The sequence below is a fragment of the Mariniflexile jejuense genome (assembly GCF_042675665.1).
Lineage (GTDB): Bacteria > Bacteroidota > Bacteroidia > Flavobacteriales > Flavobacteriaceae > Mariniflexile > Mariniflexile jejuense.
Genome location: NZ_JBHTJI010000042.1, coordinates 292,804 through 313,670 on the forward strand (window position 1 = coordinate 292,804; position 20,867 = coordinate 313,670).

23 protein-coding genes, 1 pseudogene and 1 riboswitch are annotated in these 20,867 nt (G+C 31.1%); of the genes and pseudogenes, 12 read left to right on the forward strand and 12 right to left on the reverse strand.

Translation table 11 applies throughout. The annotated features are described in order from the left end of the window. Positions 1-21: 21 nt before the first annotated feature. Positions 22-1,503, forward strand: coding sequence for a S41 family peptidase (locus ACFQ1R_RS14320; protein ID WP_379926964.1), 1,482 nt, complete (start codon positions 22-24; stop codon positions 1,501-1,503). Between the two features lie 39 nt (positions 1,504-1,542). Here the strand turns inward: ACFQ1R_RS14320 and ACFQ1R_RS14325 are convergent, their stop codons facing one another. Next, entirely contained in the window at positions 1,543-3,414 is a 1,872-nt protein-coding gene (locus ACFQ1R_RS14325) for a TonB-dependent receptor plug domain-containing protein (protein ID WP_379926965.1), read from the reverse strand. Between the two features lie 67 nt (positions 3,415-3,481). Beyond that, positions 3,482-3,759: riboswitch (cobalamin riboswitch) on the reverse strand. A gap of 208 nt (positions 3,760-3,967) precedes the next feature. Between ACFQ1R_RS14325 and ACFQ1R_RS14330 the strand changes: the two genes are divergently transcribed. From ACFQ1R_RS14330 to ACFQ1R_RS14365, 8 genes are all read left to right on the forward strand, one after another. Next, complete coding sequence (locus tag ACFQ1R_RS14330; RefSeq protein ID WP_379926966.1) at positions 3,968-5,116, forward strand: ABC transporter substrate-binding protein; 1,149 nt, start codon at positions 3,968-3,970, stop codon at positions 5,114-5,116. Further along, on the forward strand, positions 5,117-6,148 hold the full coding sequence (locus ACFQ1R_RS14335) for a FecCD family ABC transporter permease (protein ID WP_379926967.1): 1,032 nt from the start codon (positions 5,117-5,119) through the stop codon (positions 6,146-6,148). 40 nt (positions 6,149-6,188) lie between these two features. Then, positions 6,189-6,983 (forward strand): ABC transporter ATP-binding protein, encoded by a 795-nt coding sequence (locus ACFQ1R_RS14340; RefSeq protein ID WP_379926968.1) that lies wholly within the window; start codon positions 6,189-6,191, stop codon positions 6,981-6,983. Positions 6,984-7,080: 97 nt separating this feature from the next. Then, the gene (locus ACFQ1R_RS14345; RefSeq protein ID WP_379926969.1) at positions 7,081-8,403 is read left to right on the forward strand and encodes a DNA recombination protein RmuC; all 1,323 of its coding nucleotides are present in this window, start codon (positions 7,081-7,083) and stop codon (positions 8,401-8,403) included. An 11-nt stretch (positions 8,404-8,414) separates the two neighbouring features. Then, positions 8,415-8,759: a 6-phosphogluconate dehydrogenase gene (locus ACFQ1R_RS14350; RefSeq protein ID WP_379926970.1), complete on the forward strand. Its 345-nt coding sequence runs from the start codon at positions 8,415-8,417 to the stop codon at positions 8,757-8,759. A 103-nt stretch (positions 8,760-8,862) separates the two neighbouring features. Then, on the forward strand, positions 8,863-9,474 hold the full coding sequence (locus tag ACFQ1R_RS14355; protein WP_379926971.1) for a transcriptional regulator: 612 nt from the start codon (positions 8,863-8,865) through the stop codon (positions 9,472-9,474). Beyond that, positions 9,471-10,175 carry a DUF3307 domain-containing protein gene (locus tag ACFQ1R_RS14360; RefSeq protein ID WP_379926972.1) on the forward strand — a complete coding sequence of 235 codons (705 nt, stop codon included), beginning with the start codon at positions 9,471-9,473 and terminating at the stop codon, positions 10,173-10,175. The genes ACFQ1R_RS14355 and ACFQ1R_RS14360 overlap by 4 nt, the downstream gene beginning before the upstream one ends. A gap of 4 nt (positions 10,176-10,179) precedes the next feature. After that, positions 10,180-10,728, forward strand: a complete 549-nt coding sequence (locus ACFQ1R_RS14365) for an acyl-CoA thioesterase (protein ID WP_379926973.1) — start codon at positions 10,180-10,182, stop codon at positions 10,726-10,728. Between the two features lie 22 nt (positions 10,729-10,750). Here the strand turns inward: ACFQ1R_RS14365 and ACFQ1R_RS14370 are convergent, their stop codons facing one another. After that, positions 10,751-11,446, reverse strand: coding sequence for a peptidoglycan DD-metalloendopeptidase family protein (locus ACFQ1R_RS14370; protein WP_379926974.1), 696 nt, complete (start codon positions 11,444-11,446; stop codon positions 10,751-10,753). A 43-nt stretch (positions 11,447-11,489) separates the two neighbouring features. Between ACFQ1R_RS14370 and ttcA the strand changes: the two genes are divergently transcribed. Both ttcA and ACFQ1R_RS14380 read left to right on the forward strand, forming a co-directional pair. After that, complete coding sequence (gene ttcA / locus ACFQ1R_RS14375) at positions 11,490-12,284, forward strand: tRNA 2-thiocytidine(32) synthetase TtcA (protein WP_379926975.1); 795 nt, start codon at positions 11,490-11,492, stop codon at positions 12,282-12,284. A gap of 121 nt (positions 12,285-12,405) precedes the next feature. After that, positions 12,406-12,780 carry a hypothetical protein gene (locus ACFQ1R_RS14380; RefSeq protein ID WP_379926976.1) on the forward strand — a complete coding sequence of 125 codons (375 nt, stop codon included), beginning with the start codon at positions 12,406-12,408 and terminating at the stop codon, positions 12,778-12,780. Between the two features lie 23 nt (positions 12,781-12,803). On the opposite strand, the gene rimO is transcribed toward ACFQ1R_RS14380, so the two are convergent. Further along, a complete protein-coding gene (rimO, locus tag ACFQ1R_RS14385; protein WP_379926977.1) occupies positions 12,804-14,108 on the reverse strand; it encodes a 30S ribosomal protein S12 methylthiotransferase RimO in 1,305 nt (434 codons plus the stop codon). 190 nt (positions 14,109-14,298) lie between these two features. On the opposite strand from rimO, the gene ACFQ1R_RS14390 reads away from it, so the two are divergent. Beyond that, positions 14,299-15,369, forward strand: a complete 1,071-nt coding sequence (locus ACFQ1R_RS14390; RefSeq protein ID WP_379926978.1) for a serine hydrolase domain-containing protein — start codon at positions 14,299-14,301, stop codon at positions 15,367-15,369. Positions 15,370-15,377: 8 nt separating this feature from the next. Here the strand turns inward: ACFQ1R_RS14390 and ACFQ1R_RS14395 are convergent. The 9 genes and pseudogenes from ACFQ1R_RS14395 to ACFQ1R_RS14435 form a co-directional block, all read right to left on the reverse strand. After that, a pseudogene (locus ACFQ1R_RS14395) lies at positions 15,378-15,632 on the reverse strand (SRPBCC domain-containing protein); the annotation flags it as partial. Between the two features lie 218 nt (positions 15,633-15,850). Beyond that, on the reverse strand, positions 15,851-16,804 hold the full coding sequence (gene ftsY, locus ACFQ1R_RS14400; protein ID WP_379926979.1) for a signal recognition particle-docking protein FtsY: 954 nt from the start codon (positions 16,802-16,804) through the stop codon (positions 15,851-15,853). A gap of 255 nt (positions 16,805-17,059) precedes the next feature. Next, positions 17,060-17,212, reverse strand: coding sequence for a DUF4295 domain-containing protein (locus ACFQ1R_RS14405; RefSeq protein ID WP_117176235.1), 153 nt, complete (start codon positions 17,210-17,212; stop codon positions 17,060-17,062). A gap of 6 nt (positions 17,213-17,218) precedes the next feature. After that, on the reverse strand, positions 17,219-17,401 hold the full coding sequence (gene rpmG, locus ACFQ1R_RS14410) for a 50S ribosomal protein L33 (protein ID WP_132218687.1): 183 nt from the start codon (positions 17,399-17,401) through the stop codon (positions 17,219-17,221). A gap of 25 nt (positions 17,402-17,426) precedes the next feature. After that, a complete protein-coding gene (gene rpmB, locus ACFQ1R_RS14415) occupies positions 17,427-17,663 on the reverse strand; it encodes a 50S ribosomal protein L28 (RefSeq protein WP_111309066.1) in 237 nt (78 codons plus the stop codon). Positions 17,664-17,746: 83 nt separating this feature from the next. Continuing rightward, positions 17,747-18,997 (reverse strand): competence/damage-inducible protein A, encoded by a 1,251-nt coding sequence (locus ACFQ1R_RS14420; RefSeq protein ID WP_379926980.1) that lies wholly within the window; start codon positions 18,995-18,997, stop codon positions 17,747-17,749. Then, positions 18,998-19,339, reverse strand: coding sequence for an Hpt domain-containing protein (locus ACFQ1R_RS14425; protein ID WP_379926981.1), 342 nt, complete (start codon positions 19,337-19,339; stop codon positions 18,998-19,000). Positions 19,340-19,341: 2 nt separating this feature from the next. Continuing rightward, positions 19,342-19,953: a fumarylacetoacetate hydrolase family protein gene (locus ACFQ1R_RS14430; protein WP_379926982.1), complete on the reverse strand. Its 612-nt coding sequence runs from the start codon at positions 19,951-19,953 to the stop codon at positions 19,342-19,344. 78 nt (positions 19,954-20,031) lie between these two features. After that, the gene (locus ACFQ1R_RS14435; RefSeq protein ID WP_379926983.1) at positions 20,032-20,808 is read right to left on the reverse strand and encodes an exonuclease domain-containing protein; all 777 of its coding nucleotides are present in this window, start codon (positions 20,806-20,808) and stop codon (positions 20,032-20,034) included. Between the last annotated feature and the right edge of the window lie 59 nt (positions 20,809-20,867).

The window sequence follows — 20,867 nt, forward strand, 5'->3', positions numbered from 1 at the left end:
ACCTTTTTAGCCTAAGTTGTTATGAAAACACTAAAAGCCCTAATCCTACTATGTGCTATATCGGTTTTTACCACTAGTTGTTATGAAGATAAAGATGACACCCAAGTATCTGCTAGTGAGATAAATGATTTTGTTTGGAAAGGTATGAATGTTTTTTACCTGTATAAAGACAATATTCCTGACTTGGCTAACAATAGATTTACTTCAAACAAAACTTATGCTGAGTATTTACGTAGTTTTTCTAAGCCTGAAGATTTATTTGAAAGCTTAATTTACGAACGAGAAAGCATAGATAAATACAGTTGGATAGTTGATGATTATATAGCTTTAGAACAATTATTTAGTGGTGTTTCAACCAGTAATGGCATGGAGTTTAGGCTATTTTTACAACCTAATAGCTCCACAAATTTAATTGGTATAGTGCGTTTGGTTTTAAATGGCAGTGATGCCGAAAGCAAAGGTTTAAAACGTGGTGATGTTTTTAATGCTATAAATGGCACGCCTTTAACCACAAGTAATTATACAAGTTTAATTGCACCAAGTTCTTACACAATAAACTTAGCTACTTATAATACCAATGGAACACCAGAAAACACTGATGACACGGTGGTTTCCAACAATACAAGTATTACGCTCAATAAAGTTCAATATGCTGAAAACCCTATTTATAAAACTAAAATATTTACAGTAAAAGGTGAAAATGTTGGTTACCTAATGTATAATGGGTTTACAGCTAATTATGATACGCAACTTAATGCTGTTTTTGCCAATTTTAAAGCCAACAATGTAAAACACCTTATTTTAGATTTAAGATATAACCCTGGTGGTTCTGTAAATTCAGCCATTATATTATCAAGCATGATTACTGGGCAATTTAATGGTGAAATTTTTAGTACTGAACAATGGAATACCGAGTTTCAACAAGCTTTTGAAAACGAAAACCCAGAGTTATTAATTAACCGTTTTACTAACAACAATAAAGGTGCAGCATTAAACAGTTTAAACCTTAATAAGGTTTATGTTTTAGCAACAAATGCATCAGCTTCAGCCAGTGAACTTATTATAAATAGTTTAGACCCATACATAAATGTTGTACATATAGGCGATTTTACTACTGGAAAATACCAAGCATCAACAACATTATATGATTCTGATGATTTTGGACGTGATGGTGCTAACCCAAATCATGCATACGCTATGCAACCACTTATTTTTAAATCGTTAAATAAAGTTGGAAATACAGATTATTTTAACGGTTTAACACCCGATATTGAACTTAAAGAAAGCTACCTAAATTTAGGCATTATTGGTGACGAAAACGAAAAACTATTAGCTGCTGCTTTGGCTACAATTGATGGATCTATAAGCAAACTATCTGCTATAAAATCAAAACAGGTTGAAACCATTAAAGCGTTTAAAGATAGTAATAGCTTTGAACCGCATGCAAACGAGATGCATATTTACAAAAAACTGCCAAATGAGTTGATAAAAAGATTGAAATAAAAAAAGCCCAGTTGAAATTAAACTGGGCTTTTTGCTTTTTTATAAATTAATATTCAATCCTAAATTAACGTTTCTTCCTTTGGTTGTAAAATCTACTATTTCAATATAATCTTTGTTTAAAATATTTGTTACACCTACAAACAATTTCAACTTATTATTTTTTAATTTCTGACTGAAATAAAAATCAAATAATGAAAAATCGCCCAGTTTAACAACTTGGTATGTTGCATAATCGGTATCATTTCTACTACTAACAAACTGATAGTTTAAAGATGCAAACGTGTTGTTTGAAAAATTATACCCAAGATTAGCATTTACCTTATGCTTAGGTAATCGTAAACGCGAACCTTCTTTTAGCTCAGTAAACGTATAATTTGTGCTAATTGCTAAATTTTCAATTAATTTAACTTCAGCTTCTATTTCTACACCATGCACAGTAGCATTGGTTGTCGCATTCATATAGCCGGTTGTATAAATAATTGAATTTTCTTCTTTTCTGTTAAAGTATAACCCATTAATTCTAAATCCGTTTCTATTTGAAAATTCTATACCACCTTCAATTGTTATGTTTTCTTCTGGTTCTAAATCTGGATTTGCACCAAAATAACCAAATAATTGCGATAAATTAGGTGCTATAAATGATGTTGCATAAGAACCCATCAATTTAAAATATCCTGTTTCTACAGGTAAACTATACGACGGATTTAAGCTATAAACTAGTTTAGAACCATACGCACTGTGGTTATTAAAACGTGCGCCAGCATTTAAATTTAAGCCAAAACTAGACACATAAACAGCGTTTATGTATGGGTCTGTATTTGAAAAGCTTTCTTGAGTTGCAAACAAACTTTTAAAATTAGAGTGATTTACCCCAATAATGGTATAAAACGTTTTATTAAAAACGTATTTATTGAAAGCATCAACCACATAGGTTTCAGATTCATTTGTTGTTGGGAAATCTGAGATTGTTTCTCTGTTTATTTTAGAATAAGCTGCATTAATTTGGATGTTTCCATTATGGTAGCTAAACTTTGGTGCCAAAGCAATTCTAGTTTGGTCGGTTGCATAACTATCAAAGGTATCTCCTGGCGCGTATGTTGGCGCAGGATAACCATCAATATCCGTTTTTAAATTATCGTAACTTGCTAAAGCTGTAATTTCAAAAGCATTTGTTATTTGGTAGCCAATTTTTACATTGGTAGTATATCTTGAAAAGGCATCTTTTTCAGCATTATCAGCTTTAGCTGCCGATAATCCATCAACATATCTGTTTCCAAAGCTTGCTAAATAGCTTAATTTATTTGTGCTTCCGTTTACCGAAACATTGTTTGTAAAACTTGATGCATTATAATTCAAATCGTCTTGCGATTGATTTGTACCAACAACTGTTAAAAAGTTACCTGAAATGGTTTTTTTAGATGCTTTTTTTGTGGTGATACTAATTACTGCGGTTGCAGCGGCATTTCCATAAAGTGTACTTGCTGCACCTTTAATAATTTCGATAGATTCAACAGTATTTAAATCTAACAGGCGCAAATCAAATTCATTTGAAACTAATGATGGATCATTCACTTGAATACCGTCAACAAGCACCAAAACTTGTCTGTTATTACCACCACGAATGTAGTAACCTAAATTTTGACCTTCAGCACTTCTACTTCCATTAATTTCAATACCACTTTTAGCATTAATTAATTCTGAAATGCTTCGTCCTTGGCTATTTTCAATCTCTTTTTTAGAAATTTTAATAACCGTTTTTCCTGAATTTTCACGCTTCAAAGCAAAACGTGAATCTGAAATAACAACCTCATTTAGTTGTTCTACTTTTGTTGAATCTGCTTCTTGTTGTGCAAAACCAACCAATGACATACCAAAACATAGTACACCAAAAACATGTGTTTTTTTGTTCATTTTTAATGAATAATTACTCGAGAATCGCATGGATTACATACGCAAACTTTTATCCCGAAAGTTTAACTTATTTGTTTTGAAAATGGCAGGTCTCCTGACTTGCGTCTTCATGCTTGGTCTTCCCAAAGAAAAAATCTTCAGTGACATTGAAGTTTAGCATGAAGCTTTATAGCCTACAGTTGCGGGTACAGTTCAAGAATGAAGAATAACGAATTACAGATTATTGATTTCAGAATTTTTATTCAAAATTCGTTAATCACTAATAATCAATCATTAATCTTTTCACTTGATTCCCTTTTAATTTATTCACGTGAAATGAACAAAACCAAATTTCGATGCAAATGTAAATATTAACTTTAGAAACAGTTCACAATAGCTTACTTTTTCTTTGTCATTTTATAAATTAGATAAATAAATCCAATTAAAAAATGAGCAATTATAACAACAGCTACTATATATATTGTTAAATTTGAACCGTCTCGCATGGTTAATATTTTCATCAAAAATAACATGCCTAGAAACATTTAAAAATGACAAATGTCATCTTATGGTAATGAAACAACAATTCCTACTAATTACAATTCTATGCTTTCTTTTTAGTTGTAAAAGTGAACCTAAAAAACAATTAACAGAAGCTATTACTGGCGAAGAATTAGAATTAAGCTACGCAAAAGGCTTTTCGGTTACAGATTATGGTACTTATAAGATTTTAGAAATAAAAAACCCGTGGCCAAAAGCTGAAAAAACATACCGATTTGCACTTTTGAAAAAAAATTATGATGCCAATTTTTGGAGAACAGAAAAAGTGCGTTTTGATGACGTTATTGAAATTCCTATAAAAAAAATAGTTGTTACAAGTACAACGCACATTCCTGCTTTAGAGTTATTAAATGTAGAACAAACGTTGGTTGGTTTTCCTGGAACAGATTACATTTCTTCTGAAAAAACAAGAAACAGAATAGATAATAATTTGGTTAGAGAACTTGGTAAAAATGAAGGTATAAATACTGAAGTTTTGCTAGAATTAAAGTCTAATGTAGTAATTGGTTTTGGTATTGATGGTCCTAACAGAACGTTTGAAACCATAAAAAAATCTGGTATTCCTGTAATTTTTAATGGTGATTGGGTTGAAGCATCGCCTTTAGCAAAAGCTGAATGGATTAAGTTTTTTGGCGCATTATTTAATAAGGAAAAAGAAGCTAACGCTATTTTTAATACCATAAAAACCAATTATTTAGAAGCAAAACTACTAGCAAAAAACGCAAAAACAAAACCAACAATATTAAGTGGTGCCATGCATAATGATGTTTGGTTTTTACCAAATGGCAACAGTACCGAAGCACAAATTTTAAAAGATGCTAATACTAATTATTTATGGCATGATTCAGAAGGCACTGGTAGTTTATCGCTTAATTTTGAAAGGGTTTTTTCTAAAGCTAAAGACGCCGATATTTGGTTAAGCCCTTCAAATTATATTAGTAAACAAGCTCTTAAAAATGCAAATTCGCACCATGCTATGTTTAAGGCTTTTCAAAAAAACAACATTTATTCTTCAATAAATACTACGGGAACATCTGGTGGTATTTTGTATTTTGAACTTGGAATTACACGTCCAGATTTTGTTTTAAAAGATCTAATTAAAATTTGCCATCCAGAACTCTTAAAAAATTATGATCTTTATTTTTTTAAACCATTAAATTAATTGCCAAATACAAATACATACAAGCTATCATTTTTAGTATTAACCATTATACTTATAACTTGTTTTTTTACAAACATAAGTTTAGGTTCGGTTTATATTCCTTTTAAAGATGTTTTTAATAGCTTAATTGGCAGTTCTACAGAACAAGAAACTTGGCAACATATTATTCAAAATTACCGATTACCCAAAGCTTTTACAGCTATTTTAGTTGGTTCTGGGTTAGGCATTTCTGGTTTATTAATGCAAACACTATTTAGAAACCCTTTGGCTGGTCCGTTTGTACTTGGTATAAGTTCTGGTGCAAGTTTGGGTGTTGCTTTAATTATTTTAGGTTCTTCTGTTTTTGGAGGTGTTTTTGCAACATTTTTAATATCAAAATGGTCTATTGTTATTGCGGCTAGTTTGGGTAGTTTTTTAGTATTATTGGCGGTTTTAATGGTATCATTAAAAGTACGCGATACTATGGCAATACTAATTATTGGACTTATGTTTGCTAGCATTACAGCCGCAATTGTTAGTGTACTTTCATATTTTGGTTCTGCACAACAATTACAACAGTATATTTTTTGGGGTTTTGGTAGTTTAGGTAATTTATCGTGGGATGAATTAGTTGTTTTCTTTATAATTTACACCCTTGGCATTGTAATTAGTTTGGCATCAGTAAAATCATTAAACACCTTACTTTTAGGTGAAAACTATGCCAAAAGTTTGGGCTTGAATATTAGCAGAAGCAGGCTAGCCATCATCATAGCAACAAGTTTGTTAGCTGGTACTATTACCGCTTTTACTGGACCAATTGCATTTATTGGGTTGGCAATTCCGCATTTAACACGTCAAGTTTTTAATACGTCAAACCATAAAATATTATTGCCTGCTGTTTTTTTATTTGGTTCAATAGTTATGCTTATTTGCGACAGTATTGCCCAAGTACCTAATAGTGATTATACATTGCCAATTAATGCAATTACTTCACTAGTAGGTGCGCCAGTTGTAATTTGGTTATTAGTTAGAAAACGAAAAATGATATTTTGAATTAGGCTTATTAGATTTTTAGAAAAAACTTAAAGAATTAGTGAACAAAAAAAACCAACATATCATTTTAAAAACCAAAGATTTAGCCATTGGTTACGCTTCTAAAAAAGAACGCATCATTATTGCTTCTAATATTAATATTGAATTGCATAAAGGCGAATTAATTGGTTTGGTTGGTGGCAATGGTATTGGCAAATCAACGCTTTTACGAACACTTACCAATGTTCAAAATGAACTAAAAGGCGAGGTTTTTATTAATGAAAAGTCTATAAAACAATATCCTGCACTGGAATTAGCCAAAGTAATGAGCTTGGTGTTAACCGAACACATGATGTCTAAAAACCTATCCGTTTTTGAATTGGTTGCTTTAGGAAGACAACCATATACCAATTGGGTTGGAAACTTATCTGAAAACGATATTACCATTACAAACAAAGCCATAAACCAAACAAATATAGACGATTTAAAGCATAAAAAATGCTTTGAATTAAGTGATGGTCAATTACAAAAAGTCATGATTGCACGGGCTTTGGCACAAGATACCGATTTAATTATTTTAGATGAACCTACCTCGCATCTAGATATGTATCACAAAGCTTATATTTTAAAATTGCTTCAAAAACTAGCTAAAGAAACTGGAAAAACCATTTTATTTTCATCGCATGAAGTTGATTTAGCTATTCAATTATGCGATAAATTAATTGTAATGACAGAAAAAAACGTGGTGTCTGATACGCCATGTAATCTTATTTTAAACGGAACTTTTGAATCGTTGTTTCCAAAAGATTTAATTGCTTTTGATGAAAAAACAGGAAGTTTTAGGGTGAAGAAGTAAATAGTGTTTGCACTTAGCCTCTATTCAAAAAAAACTTCAGGCTTCCATCTTCCATCTTCAATCTAAAAAATATATCTTTGAATAAATCCTTTTTTTAATGAACGACAACCTTATTCTAATTCTCGCAATTCTAATTTCAGGAGGCATTGGTGCCTATATTGGCATGACAATTACCAAACTAAAAAGTAAAAGTGAACAAAGCACTCTGGAAGAACGTCAAAACCAAATGAGTTTAACAATTGATGAATTAAAACAAAACGCAATTAAAATTGAAAGTGAACGTGAAGAAATTAGAAGAGAAAAAGAGTTTTTAAATGCAGAATTAACTAGAAAAAATACCGAATACGAAAATTTACAACAACAAAATTTAAAACGCGATAAAGAATTGGAAGAACGCCAAGAGCAACTTCGCAAAGATTTTGAATTGTTGGCTAATAAAATTTTAGAAGAAAAATCGGAAAAATTCACTAATAAGAATAAAGAAAATATTGATGCTATTTTAAAACCACTTCAAGAAAAAATAAAAACCTTTGAAGATAAAGTAGATTTAACCCAAAAGGAAAGCATAAGCATGCATTCGGCTTTAAAAGAACAATTGTTAGGTTTAAAAGACCTAAACCAACAAATGACAAAAGAAGCAACCAATTTAACACGGGCATTAAAAGGCGATAGCAAAATGCAAGGAAATTGGGGCGAATTGGTTTTAGAACGTGTTTTAGAAAAATCTGGTTTAGAGAAAGATAGAGAATATTTTGTGCAACAAAGCTTTACTTTAGAAAATGGCTCACGCGTTTTACCCGATGTTGTTTTAAATCTTCCAGATGGCAAAAAAATGATTATTGACAGTAAAGTATCATTAACTGATTATGAACGTTTTGTAAATGCTGATGACGATGATAAACCACAGTTTTTAAAAGCGCACGTAAATTCTGTTAGAAAACATGTTGACCAACTTTCAGAAAAAAATTATCAAGATTTATACGATATTGAATCGCCCGATTTTGTATTAATGTTCATCCCTATTGAACCTGCTTTTGCTGTTGTTGTAAATGACGATAATAGTATTTACAACAAAGCTTTTGAAAAAAATATTGTTATAGTAACACCATCTACCCTATTGGCAACACTACGTACCATTGATAGCATGTGGAATAACGAAAAACAACAACAAAATGCTATTGAAATTGCACGACAAGCAGGTGCACTTTATGATAAATTTGATGGTTTAATGAGCGATTTAATTGGAATTGGTAAAAAAATTGACGCATCAAAATCTGACTACAATTCTGCAATGAACAAGTTATTTGATGGTAGTGGCAACTTAATAAATAGCGTTGAAAAACTTAAAAAACTTGGTGCCAAAGCAAAAAAATCGCTTCCTGAAAACATTATAAAACGAGCCGAAAAAGATATTGACTAACAAAATAAACGATGAAACTTTTAATAAAAATTGGAATTGGATTAGTACTCGCATTTATAGCATATTTCTGTTTTTTATATTTTGTTAGTTATAGCGAAGGTGTGCGAGCAGGCGAATTGGTTAAATTTAGCCACAAAGGTATCGCTTTCAAAACTTGGGAAGGCGAAATAAGTCAAGGCGTTTCAGAATCTCAAACCTTTATATTTTCAGTAGAAGACAACGAAAAACAAGTTATTGAAGACTTAAATAACTTTCAAGGAAAAATGGTAAAACTCCACTATTTTGAACGTTATAAAAAATTATTTTGGTTAGGAGATACTAAATATTTCATCACAAAAGTAGAAATAACACCTTAAAAACAATTCAAATATCACTTAAATATGTGATATATTTGTTTATCATGTAATTAAATGATATATTTGTTTATCACTTTATTAAGTGATATTAAACTTTAGGATTATGACAAGCGTAATTACAGGTGATATAATTAACTCTAGAAAACAAAAAGAACCTGAGATATGGATAAGAACATTAAAAAATGCGTTATCAAACTTAAGTTCTGAAACAAAATATTGGGAGTTATACCGTGGCGATAGTTTTCAAATAGAAATAACAGATTCCAGTTATAGTTTTATAGCAGCCATATACATAAAAGCATGCATAAAAATGATTAAAGGTTTAGATGTACGCTTAGCAATTGGCATTGGTAATAAAACGTATGATGGCAAAAACGTAACAGAATCTAACGGTGATGCATTTGTTTTTTCGGGTGAAGTTTTAGAAACTTTAAAAAAAGAAAAACAAAACTTAAAAATTAAAACCAAACACAAAAATACAGACAACGAATTAAATTTATATTTCAAATTAGCCTTAATAACTATGGATAATTGGAGTGTTAATTCAGCTGAAATAGTAAAATTAAGTATAGAAAATCCAAACGCATTACAAAGTGAATTAGGTAAACTAGTTGGTATTAATCAAAACGCTATAAGCAACCGTCAAAAGCGTGCGCATTTAGAAGAAATATTAGAACTAGACCGTATGTACAAACATAAAATTAGTTTATTATGATGATTTTAATAAAGCTGTTATTAGCACATTTTATAGGCGATTTTTTTCTTCAACCAAAAAAATGGGTGAAAGAAAAAGAAAAGAAAAAAATAAAATCGAATAAATTATATCTACACGTATTAATTCATATAATACTTACTAGCATTTTTCTTTGGGATGCTTCATTATGGCCAATTATTTTAACCATTGGTATTACTCACTTTATAGTTGATGCTACAAAACTTTTAATTCAGAAGAAAAAAACAAAACGCCTTTTATTTTTTATCGATCAATTACTTCATGTTTTAATCATTTTTATATGCTATTATAGCTTTACCGAAAGCAACTTCAATTTAAGCTATTGTATTACAGAAACCAACTTATTATTAGTAATGTGTTTGCTGTTTTTAACAATTCCTACGTCTATAATTATGAAAACCATTTTTTTAAAGTGGAATATTTCAGAACTTACTAAAAATAACGAATCGTTAGAAGATGCAGGGAAATATATTGGTATTTTAGAGCGGGTTTTGGTGTTCATTTTTATAATAGTTGGACACTGGGAAGCTGTTGGTTTTTTAATTACTGCTAAATCGGTTTTTAGATTTGGCGATTTAAAAGAATCAAAACACCGACAATTAACCGAATATATTTTAATAGGAACTTTAATAAGTTTTGGAATTGCAATAATAACAGGAATTATCTACTTGACTTTAATTTAATATCATGCTTAGAACAACCGAAGAATCGCAGATAACAATTACACAATTAATGCTACCATCGCACTCCAATTTTAGTGGTAAAATTCATGGTGGTTACATTTTAGGACTTATGGACCAAATAGCCTTTGCTTGTGCCTCTAAACATTCAAGAAACTATTGTGTAACAGCCTCGGTAAACAAAGTAGATTTTTTAAACCCAATTGAAGTTGGTGAATTGGTAACGCTAAAAGCATCGGTAAACTACACTGGAAAAACATCAATGGTTATTGGTGTTAGAGTAGAATCTGAAAACATACAAACAGGCGAAAAAAAACATTGTAATTCATCTTATTTCACAATGGTTGCTAAAGATGAAAATGGCAAAAATGTACCTGTTCCTGGTATTATTTTAGATACAAAAAACAAAGTTCGCCGTTTTGCCAGAAGTATTGCCAGACAAGAACAAGCTAAAAACAGAACTACTGCATTTAGAACTTCAGAATTTAAAATGGAATTGTATTTAGATTCTTTAAAAGGTCAAAATGCTAAAATTGAATTGATAGATACTAATTAATTCTATTGATTTTAAACAGAATTTACAACTCTAGTTTTAATAGTAAATTTGGGTCTGGGCAATTTTTTAAATAAAAATTCAAATCGGTTTTACTGCAAACACCAGGATAATCTCCGTTATAATATTCAATATCTTTAATTATTTGAAAATGCAAATGCGGTGGGTAATCGCCATTTATAGTTGCATCACCCAAAGTAGCTAGTTGATCTCCCTGTTTAAAAACCTGACCAACTTGCAAATGTTCAATAGATTTTAAACTTAAATGACCATAAAGTGTATAAAATTCAACCGTTTCAATTTCATGTTTTAAAATAATAGTTGGACCATAATCACCAAAATTGGCATTATTTTTAAAACTATGCACTATAGCATCTAGCGGAACAAAAACAGGTGAATTAGCGTCACACCATAAATCCATTCCTATATGAATGTTACGTTCATTGGCACTAGGTAAATTAAAATGATTACTACGTTTATAAATAGTTCTGGTTTCATTATAGCCACCAAAAGCAACTATACCATCGTTCTTTTTTATATGATTGGTTATAAAAATTTCTAATTTGGATGATGAAGAAACATCTACGGCTTGCAATTCTTTGTTGCTTTCAGATAAATCTAATTTAATGTATTTTAAGTTTTGAATAGAAACATCTAAAACCCTTAAAGGCTTGGTGTTTATACAAAAAAGGAACTCTGAAAAATTTAATCTATCTACCATAAAAGAATTTTATCAAAAGTATTAAAATATTACTTTTGCATCGATGGAGAATTTAGAACAGATTACAAAAAAATTACATCGAGTAACTGGTGAAGCCTTAGAACAATTTTCTATGATAGCTGCAGGCGATCGTATTATGGTATGCCTATCTGGAGGAAAAGACAGTTATACCATGCTTCACATGCTATTGCATTTCCAAAAAGTTGCACCAATTTCTTTTGAAATTATTGCTGTAAATCTCGATCAAAAACAACCTGGTTTCCCTGTAGAGGTTTTGCCCAATTATTTAAGCAAATTGGGTGTTGACTATAAAATTATAGAAAAGAACACTTATAAGGTGGTGATGGAAAAAACACCCGAAGGCAAAACAACGTGTAGTCTTTGCTCTAGATTACGACGCGGTACCTTGTATGAGGCGGCGAAAAACCTAAATTGCAACAAACTTGCTTTAGGACACCATAGAAACGATATTGTAGAAACGTTTTTGTTGAACTTCTTTTTTGCTGGAAAACTAGAAACCATGCCGCCTAAGTTAAAAAACGATGCAGGCGATTTAGTGATTTTAAGACCTTTAGCTTTATGTAAAGAAGAAGATATTGAGGTTTATTCCCAACACATGAATTTCCCTATAATACCATGTAACTTATGTGGTTCTCAAGAGAATTTACAACGGAAAAAGGTTAAGGAAATGATAGCCCATTGGGAAACTGAATTTCCAGACAGAACGTCTGTTATGATGAATGCATTACAAAACGTATCACCTTCTCACTTATTAGACCGTAAAATTTACGATTTTTCATTACTTCAAGATACGGTTTCTAATGATACATTGGTTTAAGAATACACTAATTATTATGAAGCTTGAACAAATAAAAAAAGTTTACAATATATTAACATTCAAATAATTAACAAATCCACTTAAAGAAATATTTTTATGCTTCAACCAAAGCATTGATTTTATGAAACTTGAAAATACTGAGGATTTTTTAAGAAAATTTGATTACCATTATGAACGACATGATAGTGAATTAATAGTTGACATGAACTTTTCTCAAAAAGTTTCAATTAACTTTTCCAACCCAAAACAAGTGGAAATAAAAAACAAATTGATTGGTTGGAATTTTTTAACAGGCTTTTTTCCATCAAGTATTAAAAATGCAGTATTGCTTAATTTAATTGGTGGTATCATTTTAAGCTTAATAATTTCACTTTATGATATCAAAGCAGGTGTATTTTTCTTTCTAGGATTTATGACTTGGCTATTAGTATGGTTTTCTTTTTACTATTCACAATTTGATAAATTGAAAGAATTTTTAATCAAATGGAATAATTAAACTACTGTACGATACCCATTTTTTTAAAATAACACTTCAGCAAACAAATCAAAATCAGCAGCTTCGGTAATTGTAACAGTTGCAAATTCACCTGTTTTTAAATAGGTTTTACTTGCGTCAATAAGCACTTCATTATCAACATCTGGCGAATCAAATTCGGTTCTACCTACAAAATAATTACCTTCTTTTCTATCAATTACAACTTTAAAAGTTTGCCCAATTTTTTGTTGATTCAATTCCCAAGAAATTTGCGATTGTATTTCCATAATTTCATTGGCACGCGCTTGCTTCACATCTTCAGGAACATCATCTTCTAAATTGTAAGCATGCGTGTTTTCTTCATGCGAATAGGTAAAACAACCCAAACGCTCAAAACGCATCTCTTTAACCCACTGTTTCAATATTTGGTAATCTTCTTCTGTTTCACCAGGATAGCCAACAATAAGTGTGGTTCTAATGGTCATATTTGGAACAGCTGCTCTAAAATCTTTAAGCAATTGTGTGGTTTTTTCTTTGGTAGTACCACGACGCATACTTTTAAGAATACTATCTGAAATATGTTGTAATGGAATATCTAAATAGTTGCAAATTTTAGGTTCGCGATTCATTACCTCTAAAACATCCATTGGAAATCCTGTTGGAAACGCATAATGTAAACGAATCCATTCAATGCCTTCTACTTTTACTAAAGCTTCAAGTAATTCGGCAAGGTTTCGTTTTTTATATAAGTCTAAACCGTAATAGGTTAAATCTTGTGCTATTAAAATAAGCTCTTTAACACCTTTTGCAGCCAACTTTTCAGCTTCAATTACAACTTCTTCAATAGGTGTGCTTTTATGCTTACCTCGCATTAATGGAATGGCACAAAAACTACATGGACGATCGCAACCTTCGGCAATTTTTAAATAAGCATAATTTTTTGGTGTAGTTGTTAATCGTTCACCAATTAATTCATGCTTATAATCGGCTCCTAAAGCTTTTAATAATCCTGGCAACTCGGTAGTACCAAAATATTCATCAACATTAGGTATTTCTTTTTGCAAATCTGGCTTATAACGCTCACTTAAACAACCTGTTACAAATACTTTATCAACTTCACCATCTTCCTTTTTCTGCATAAATTCTAAAATAGTATTTATGCTTTCTTCTTTGGCATTATTGATAAATCCGCAGGTATTAATAACTACAATATTACCTTCTTCTTCATGAACTACGTCTTTCCCACTGGCTTTTAATTGCCCCATTAACACTTCGCTGTCGTAAACATTTTTGCTACAACCAAGCGTTACTACATTGATTTTATTCTTTTTAAGCGATTTCGTTCTCATACCAAATTTTAAGTGTGCAAAGATACATAATGATTTATGATTAACGATTTTTGATTCAGGATTTTTAAGTTGCTCTTTATCGATGAAAAAATAGAAAAAACTACTTTTTAACTTTTAACATTCAAACTTTATAACTATTTATTATTAAACCTTTTATATATTTGAAAGTCCAAATATTAAAACCTACTTTATGAAATATCAATTCACTTTACTATTAATTGTGGTTGTGTCTTTTTTTAGTTGTTCTAAAGACGAACCCGTAAATGATAATTCAATATATTTTCCACCAATAAATTCTGAGACTTGGGAAACAAAATCTATAGCTGATTTAGGCTGGAATACTAATGCAGAACAACCTTTATATAATTTTTTGGAAACAAATGCTACCGATGCTTTTATGATTTTAAAAAATGGTAGAATAGTTGTTGAAAAATATTTTGGCACTTTTAATGAATCAAAAGTGCATTCATGGAACTCTGCCGCAAAAACTTTAACTGCTTTTACAGTTGGTATTGCTCAAGAAGAAGGATTTTTGGATATAAATAAGCCATCTTCAAATTACATGGGGGTTGGTTGGTCTTCTCTAACGCCACAGCAAGAAGCAAAAATTACAGTATGGAATCATTTAACTATGACTACTGGACTGGATTATAACGTGACTGAAAATTTTTGTACAGATAAAGCATGTTTAATATATAAAAATGAACCAAGTACGTATTGGTATTATCATCAGGCAGCTTACACCTTGCTTGATAATATTGTTACTCGTGCCGTAAAACAAGACTTTAAAGATTATTTCAATTCTAAAATTCGAAATAAAATAGGCATGACAGGAACATGGATTAAGACTGGCTACTTAAATCTATATTTTAGTAATGCTAGAAGTATGGCTCGTTTTGGATTATTAAATTTAAATAAAGGCGTTTGGGATAAAACAACCATACTAGCTGATAAAAACTACTTTAATGCCATGACTACAACTTCGCAAGATTTAAACAAATCTTACGGTTATTTATATTGGTTAAATGGAAAAAGTAATTATAAAATACCAGGTTCTGAAACTTTATATTCAGGAAAACTAATACCTAATGCACCAAATGATTTATTTTCTGGACTTGGTGCTTTCGACCAAAAATTATATATAATTCCAAGCAAAGGATTAGTAATTGTTCGTATGGGTGATAGTGGCGATGAAGATGAACTTGGTCCTACTGAATTTGATAATAATTTATGGGAAAAGATTAACGCATTAATTGATTAACTGCGTTCTTAAAAAGGAATAATAACATTTTTTTCCAAATAATTTTTTAACCCATTTAAAAGCATAGCCCAACAAAAAGACGCTGTTTTAAATTGATGATTGGCTTCTTGCCAATTTACATGACTGAACTTAACAAGTGTACCTTTTTCCTGTGTTTCAAAATCGAAACCAAAAGTGGTTGAATTCCAGTCAGAATCAGATTGTGTCATTTTTAAATAAAATGACTCATTTGTTTTTAATTTTGAAACTTTACAAAACCAATTATAATTGTCTGTAAAGTTTAAATTGTATTCTGAATGAAGTTCTGGTTTTCCTGAACTTTTTAAAGTCCATCAATTATTTAGATGCTTAGGCAACGACACCGCATCAAAAATAGCTTTAGGAGAAGTATTTATAACAAGGTTATGAAAGATAGAATAACTCATAATTGTAAAATTATGAAAAAATATCAATTAAAAAGATTCCTGCCTTCGCAGGAATTTTATTTAAAAAACGAATCTACAAACTCAAATTTATTGAAAACCTGTAAATCTTCAATACCTTCGCCAACTCCAATGTATTTTACAGGAATTTTAAACTGATCTGATATACCAATAACAACACCGCCTTTGGCTGTTCCATCCAATTTTGTAACGGCTAATGAAGTAACCTCGGTTGCAGCTGTAAACTGTTTTGCTTGTTCAAAAGCATTTTGGCCAGTTGATCCATCCAATACAAGTAAAACATCGTTTGGCGTATTGTCAACTACTTTTTGCATCACGCGTTTTACTTTAGTAAGCTCGTTCATTAAGTTTACTTTATTATGTAAACGACCTGCAGTATCGATAATAACTACATCAGCATTTTGAGTTACGGCACTTTTTAAGGTATCGAATGCCACAGAAGCAGGATCGCTACCCATGGATTGTTTTACCAACGGTACTCCTACACGGTCTGCCCAAACTTGTAGTTGGTCTATGGCTGCGGCTCTAAACGTATCGGCAGCTCCTAAAACTACATTCAATCCTTGTTTTTTAAATTGATATGCCAACTTGCCAATGGTAGTTGTTTTACCAACGCCATTAACACCTACAACCATAATAACGTACGGTTTTTTATCTTGTGGCACTGTAAATTCAGAATCGTTGCCTGTATTAGTTTCACTTAATAAACCTGCAATTTCCTCACGTAAGATGGTATTAAGTTCATCGGTTCCTAAATATTTATCTTTTGAAACGCGCGCTTCTATACGGGTAATAATTTTTAAAGTCGTATTTACGCCTACATCACTCGATACTAAAATTTCTTCAAGGTTATCTAAAACTTCATCATCTACTTTAGATTTTCCTGCAACAGCCTTACTTAATTTGCCAAAAAAGGTTGTTTTAGATTTTTCTAATCCTTTGTCTAAGGTTTCCTTTTTTTCTGATGAAAATATTTTTTTAAAAAAACTCATTACTATAGTTTATTCGTTGATTTGTTTATTTGTTGATGTGCTATTCTTTGCGTTAGGGATTGAGGCAATTGTTGGAGCTCCTCGCAGAGAGCGACTGCCGAAAGCCCGACCCGATAGGGTAACGCCCAAATACCTATGTCAAAAGTCTTACCAATAATTTTTACTGCTAATTTGGCAGAATCTAGTCAAATATAAACATAAAAAAGCTGCTTCCAATTACGAAAGCAGCTTGTATATTTTAAAAAGCTTATTTTTTTACTTTTTGTTGAAAAAGTCGTCTGCAAATTCAGGAGACATGATTGATTCAACAAACATGTAAGCACCTGTTTTAGGTGACTTTACCATTTTAATCGCTTTTGTTAATCTTTTAGAAGATGTTTGTAACGATGCTACTGTTTTCTTTGCCATGACTTATTATTTTATCTCTTTATGAACTGTCATACGCTTAAGGATAGGGTTGAATTTTTTAATTTCCATTCTATCAGGCGTATTCTTTTTATTTTTTTTAGTAACGTAACGTGAAGTTCCTGGTTGACCAGACTCTTTGTGCTCAGTACACTCTAAAATTACTTGTATTCTATTACCTTTCTTTGCCATTTCTTTTACTTATTAAATACAGCTATTATTTTAAAAATCCTTTAGATTTTGCATCCTTAATTGCTGCAGTAATACCTATTTTGTTGATAGTTTTTAAAGCAGATGTAGAAACTTTTAAAGTTATCCAGCTGTCTTCTTCTGGAATGTAAAAACGTTTCTTTACTAAATTCGCATTAAATTTGCGTTTAGTTTTATTCATTGCGTGAGACACGTTGTTTCCAACCATTGCCTTCTTACCTGTAAGTTCACAAACTCTTGACATTATTTATAACTTTAAAATTCTTTGTTGCTTAAAATCGAGGTGCAAATATACAAATTCTTTATATTATGACAACTTAAATTTTATCAATTTTTAAAAATTTCTTTCAGAAGCATTTCTAAGGCCTTATTTACTGCCTTATTTATCACTTTTATACGATGATTTCCTAACATAAATTTCTCTGAATATACGCCATTTTTTGTAGCAATAGCAATATAAACAGTTCCAACTTCTGCTTCAGAATCGCCTTTTGTTGGTCCTGCATTTCCTGTTGTTGCCACTGCATAATCTGACTGAAATAATTTTAATGCATTACTAGCCATAGCTTCAACAACTTGCGAACTTACTACTGAAAACGCATCGATATCTGTTTTAGAAACTCCTAAAACATTCATTTTAGATTCTGTTGAATAGGTTACCACGCCACCTTTAAAATAGGTTGATGCTCCAGGATGCATTGTAAATTGTTCTGCAATCATACCGCCTGTACAACTTTCTGCAATAGCAAGGGTTTTTCCTAATTTATTTAGCTGTTTTGCAATTACAACTTCAACCGAACCTTCTTCTTCTTCAAAACCTGCAAATTCATTTTTAATAAGTGGAATTACTTTATCAATTTCAGCTTGAACTGTAGTATTAACAAAATCTACATCCATACCTTTTGATGATAAACGTAACCTCATTTTACCTAAGCTTGGTAAATAGGCTAGCTTAATATGTTTTGGCAACGCATCTTCCCAAGCTTCAATACGTTCAGCTAAAGCGCTTTCACCTAGTCCATACACCAATAAGGTTTTGTGCAATATATATGGACAATTGTATTTGTCTTTTAATTTTGGAATGACCTCGTTTTCAACCAACGCATTCATTTCATAAGGAACACCAGGAAGTGAAATAAAAACTTTATCGTTTTTTTCCATCCACATACCAGGAGCTGTTCCTAAGGTATTCATTAAAACGGTTGCTTTTGAAGGCACAAGCGCTTGATCTCTATTTACTTGCAGTAGCAAACCACCTGTGTAATGTTTCCAAAGTTCTTCAATATTTTTTATTACAGAATCGTCTCTTATTAATGTATCATTAAAGTATTCGGCGATCGTTTTTTTTGTAATATCATCTTTTGTTGGCCCTAAACCACCTGTTAGAATAACGATATCTACATTTGCTTCAGCATCTTTTAACGCTTTAAGTATATGAGTTTTATCATCTTGAACTGATGTTATTTGATATACCGATACGCCTATTTTATTAAGGTGCTTTGCTATAAATGCGGAATTTGTGTCAATTACTTGACCAATTAAAAGTTCATCCCCTATGGTGATTATTTCTGCTAACATTTATAAATTAAAATCTGATTTTATTTCGGCAACTGTATTCTCAACTGCTGAAAGTACTATGGCTAATTGCGATGATATATCCATATCGCGTTTTTCAAACTTACCCCAATCTTGTACTTCTATTAAAATATCAAGTATGCCTAATTCAAATAAATCGATAGTTGGTTTCATTTTATGAGCCGCTTGGTACGCATTGTAATAATCGTTTTCTGCAACGGCTTTTTTTAGTCTTTCGGCGTCTTCGGGTACTTCTTCCAAAAAGGCTTCAGCTAATGTTGCAATAAAATCTTCGTCGTTGTCTGCCAACTCACGAACCCTAAATAATTTGTAATGTTGTTCCATTTTTATTTTACTGTTATTGAAAATAGTTCTTTATCTTCTATAAATCCTTTAAGTTTATCATTTGCAACTACCTTACCAACGCCTGCTGGTGTACCTGTAAATATAATATCTCCAATCTTTAAAGTGAAATATTTTGAGACATATTCTATAAGTTCATCAATTTTCCAAAGCATGTGGCTTGTATTTCCTAATTGTACAATTTTTTCATTCTTTTTTAAAGAAAATTGAATTGCATCTACATTTTTAAAGTCTGAAACGGGCAACCATTTACCTACTACCGCTGCACCATCAAATGATTTTGCTTTTTCCCAAGGCAAGCCTTTTGATTTTAATTCACTTTGTAAATCGCGGGCGGTAAAATCAATTCCTAAACCAATTTCATCATAATATTTATGAGCAAATTTTCTATCTATATACTTTCCTATTTTGTTTATCTTAACCAAAATTTCTACTTCATAATGTACATCATTTGAGAAATCTGGGATAAAAAACGGTTGCTTTTTTAACAGAATTGACGTGTCGGGTTTTAAAAACACCACTGGATCTGTTGGTTTTTCGTTTTCTAATTCTTTTATGTGTTCAGTGTAATTACGACCTATGCAAATGATTTTCATTGATGTTTGTTGTTTAATTGTTTGTCGTTAAGTTGTTTTTTGCATCGACTAAACGACTTAACAACACACGACTTAACTTCATCCTAATTTATTATTAAAACTTCTAAGTTTAATAGCTGTTAAAACCTTTTTTGTGTATAACGGAAAATCGGCATTTAATAACCACCCAAAATAACCTGGTTCGCTTTCTAAAACCTCGGTTACTAATTTGCCTTTATGCTTTCCGAAAGAAAAACATTCATCGCCATTTTTATTGTAAACTATAAAACCTGCAAAGTCTGCAAATTGCTTTCTAGAACTAAACTCAGCTAAAAACTTGGTGTCATTTTCAATTTCATCATATTTAGCTATTTGTGCCTTTAGCACTTCATAGGTTGCTCTCGTATCGGCTTCTGCACCGTGTGCGCCTTCTAATTCTTCATGACAATAAAACTTATATGCAGCACTTAATGTACGTTGTTCCATTTTATGAAAAATAGTTTGCACATCAACAGCTACGCGGTTTTTCATATCGAAATCAACTTCAGCACGCAATAATTCTTCGGCAAGTAAAGGAATATCAAATCTGTTTGAGTTAAAACCTGCTAAATCGGAATCTTTTATCATGTTGTAAATGTCTTTTGCAACTTCTTTAAATGTTGGCTTATTAGCAACATCTTCATTACTTATACCATGAATTGCAATTACTTCTTTAGGAATAACCATTTCAGGATTTACTAACCATGTTTTACTTTCTTCTTTTCCGTTAGGGTGTATTTTTAAAATAGCAATTTCAACTATTCTATCGGTTGTTATGTTGACACCTGTTGTTTCTAAATCGAAAAAACAGATGGGTTTTGTTAGGTTTAAATTCATTCCTACTTTTTGTTGTTTTACTTATCTATTGATTATCACAAAAATAGAAAAACCCAACC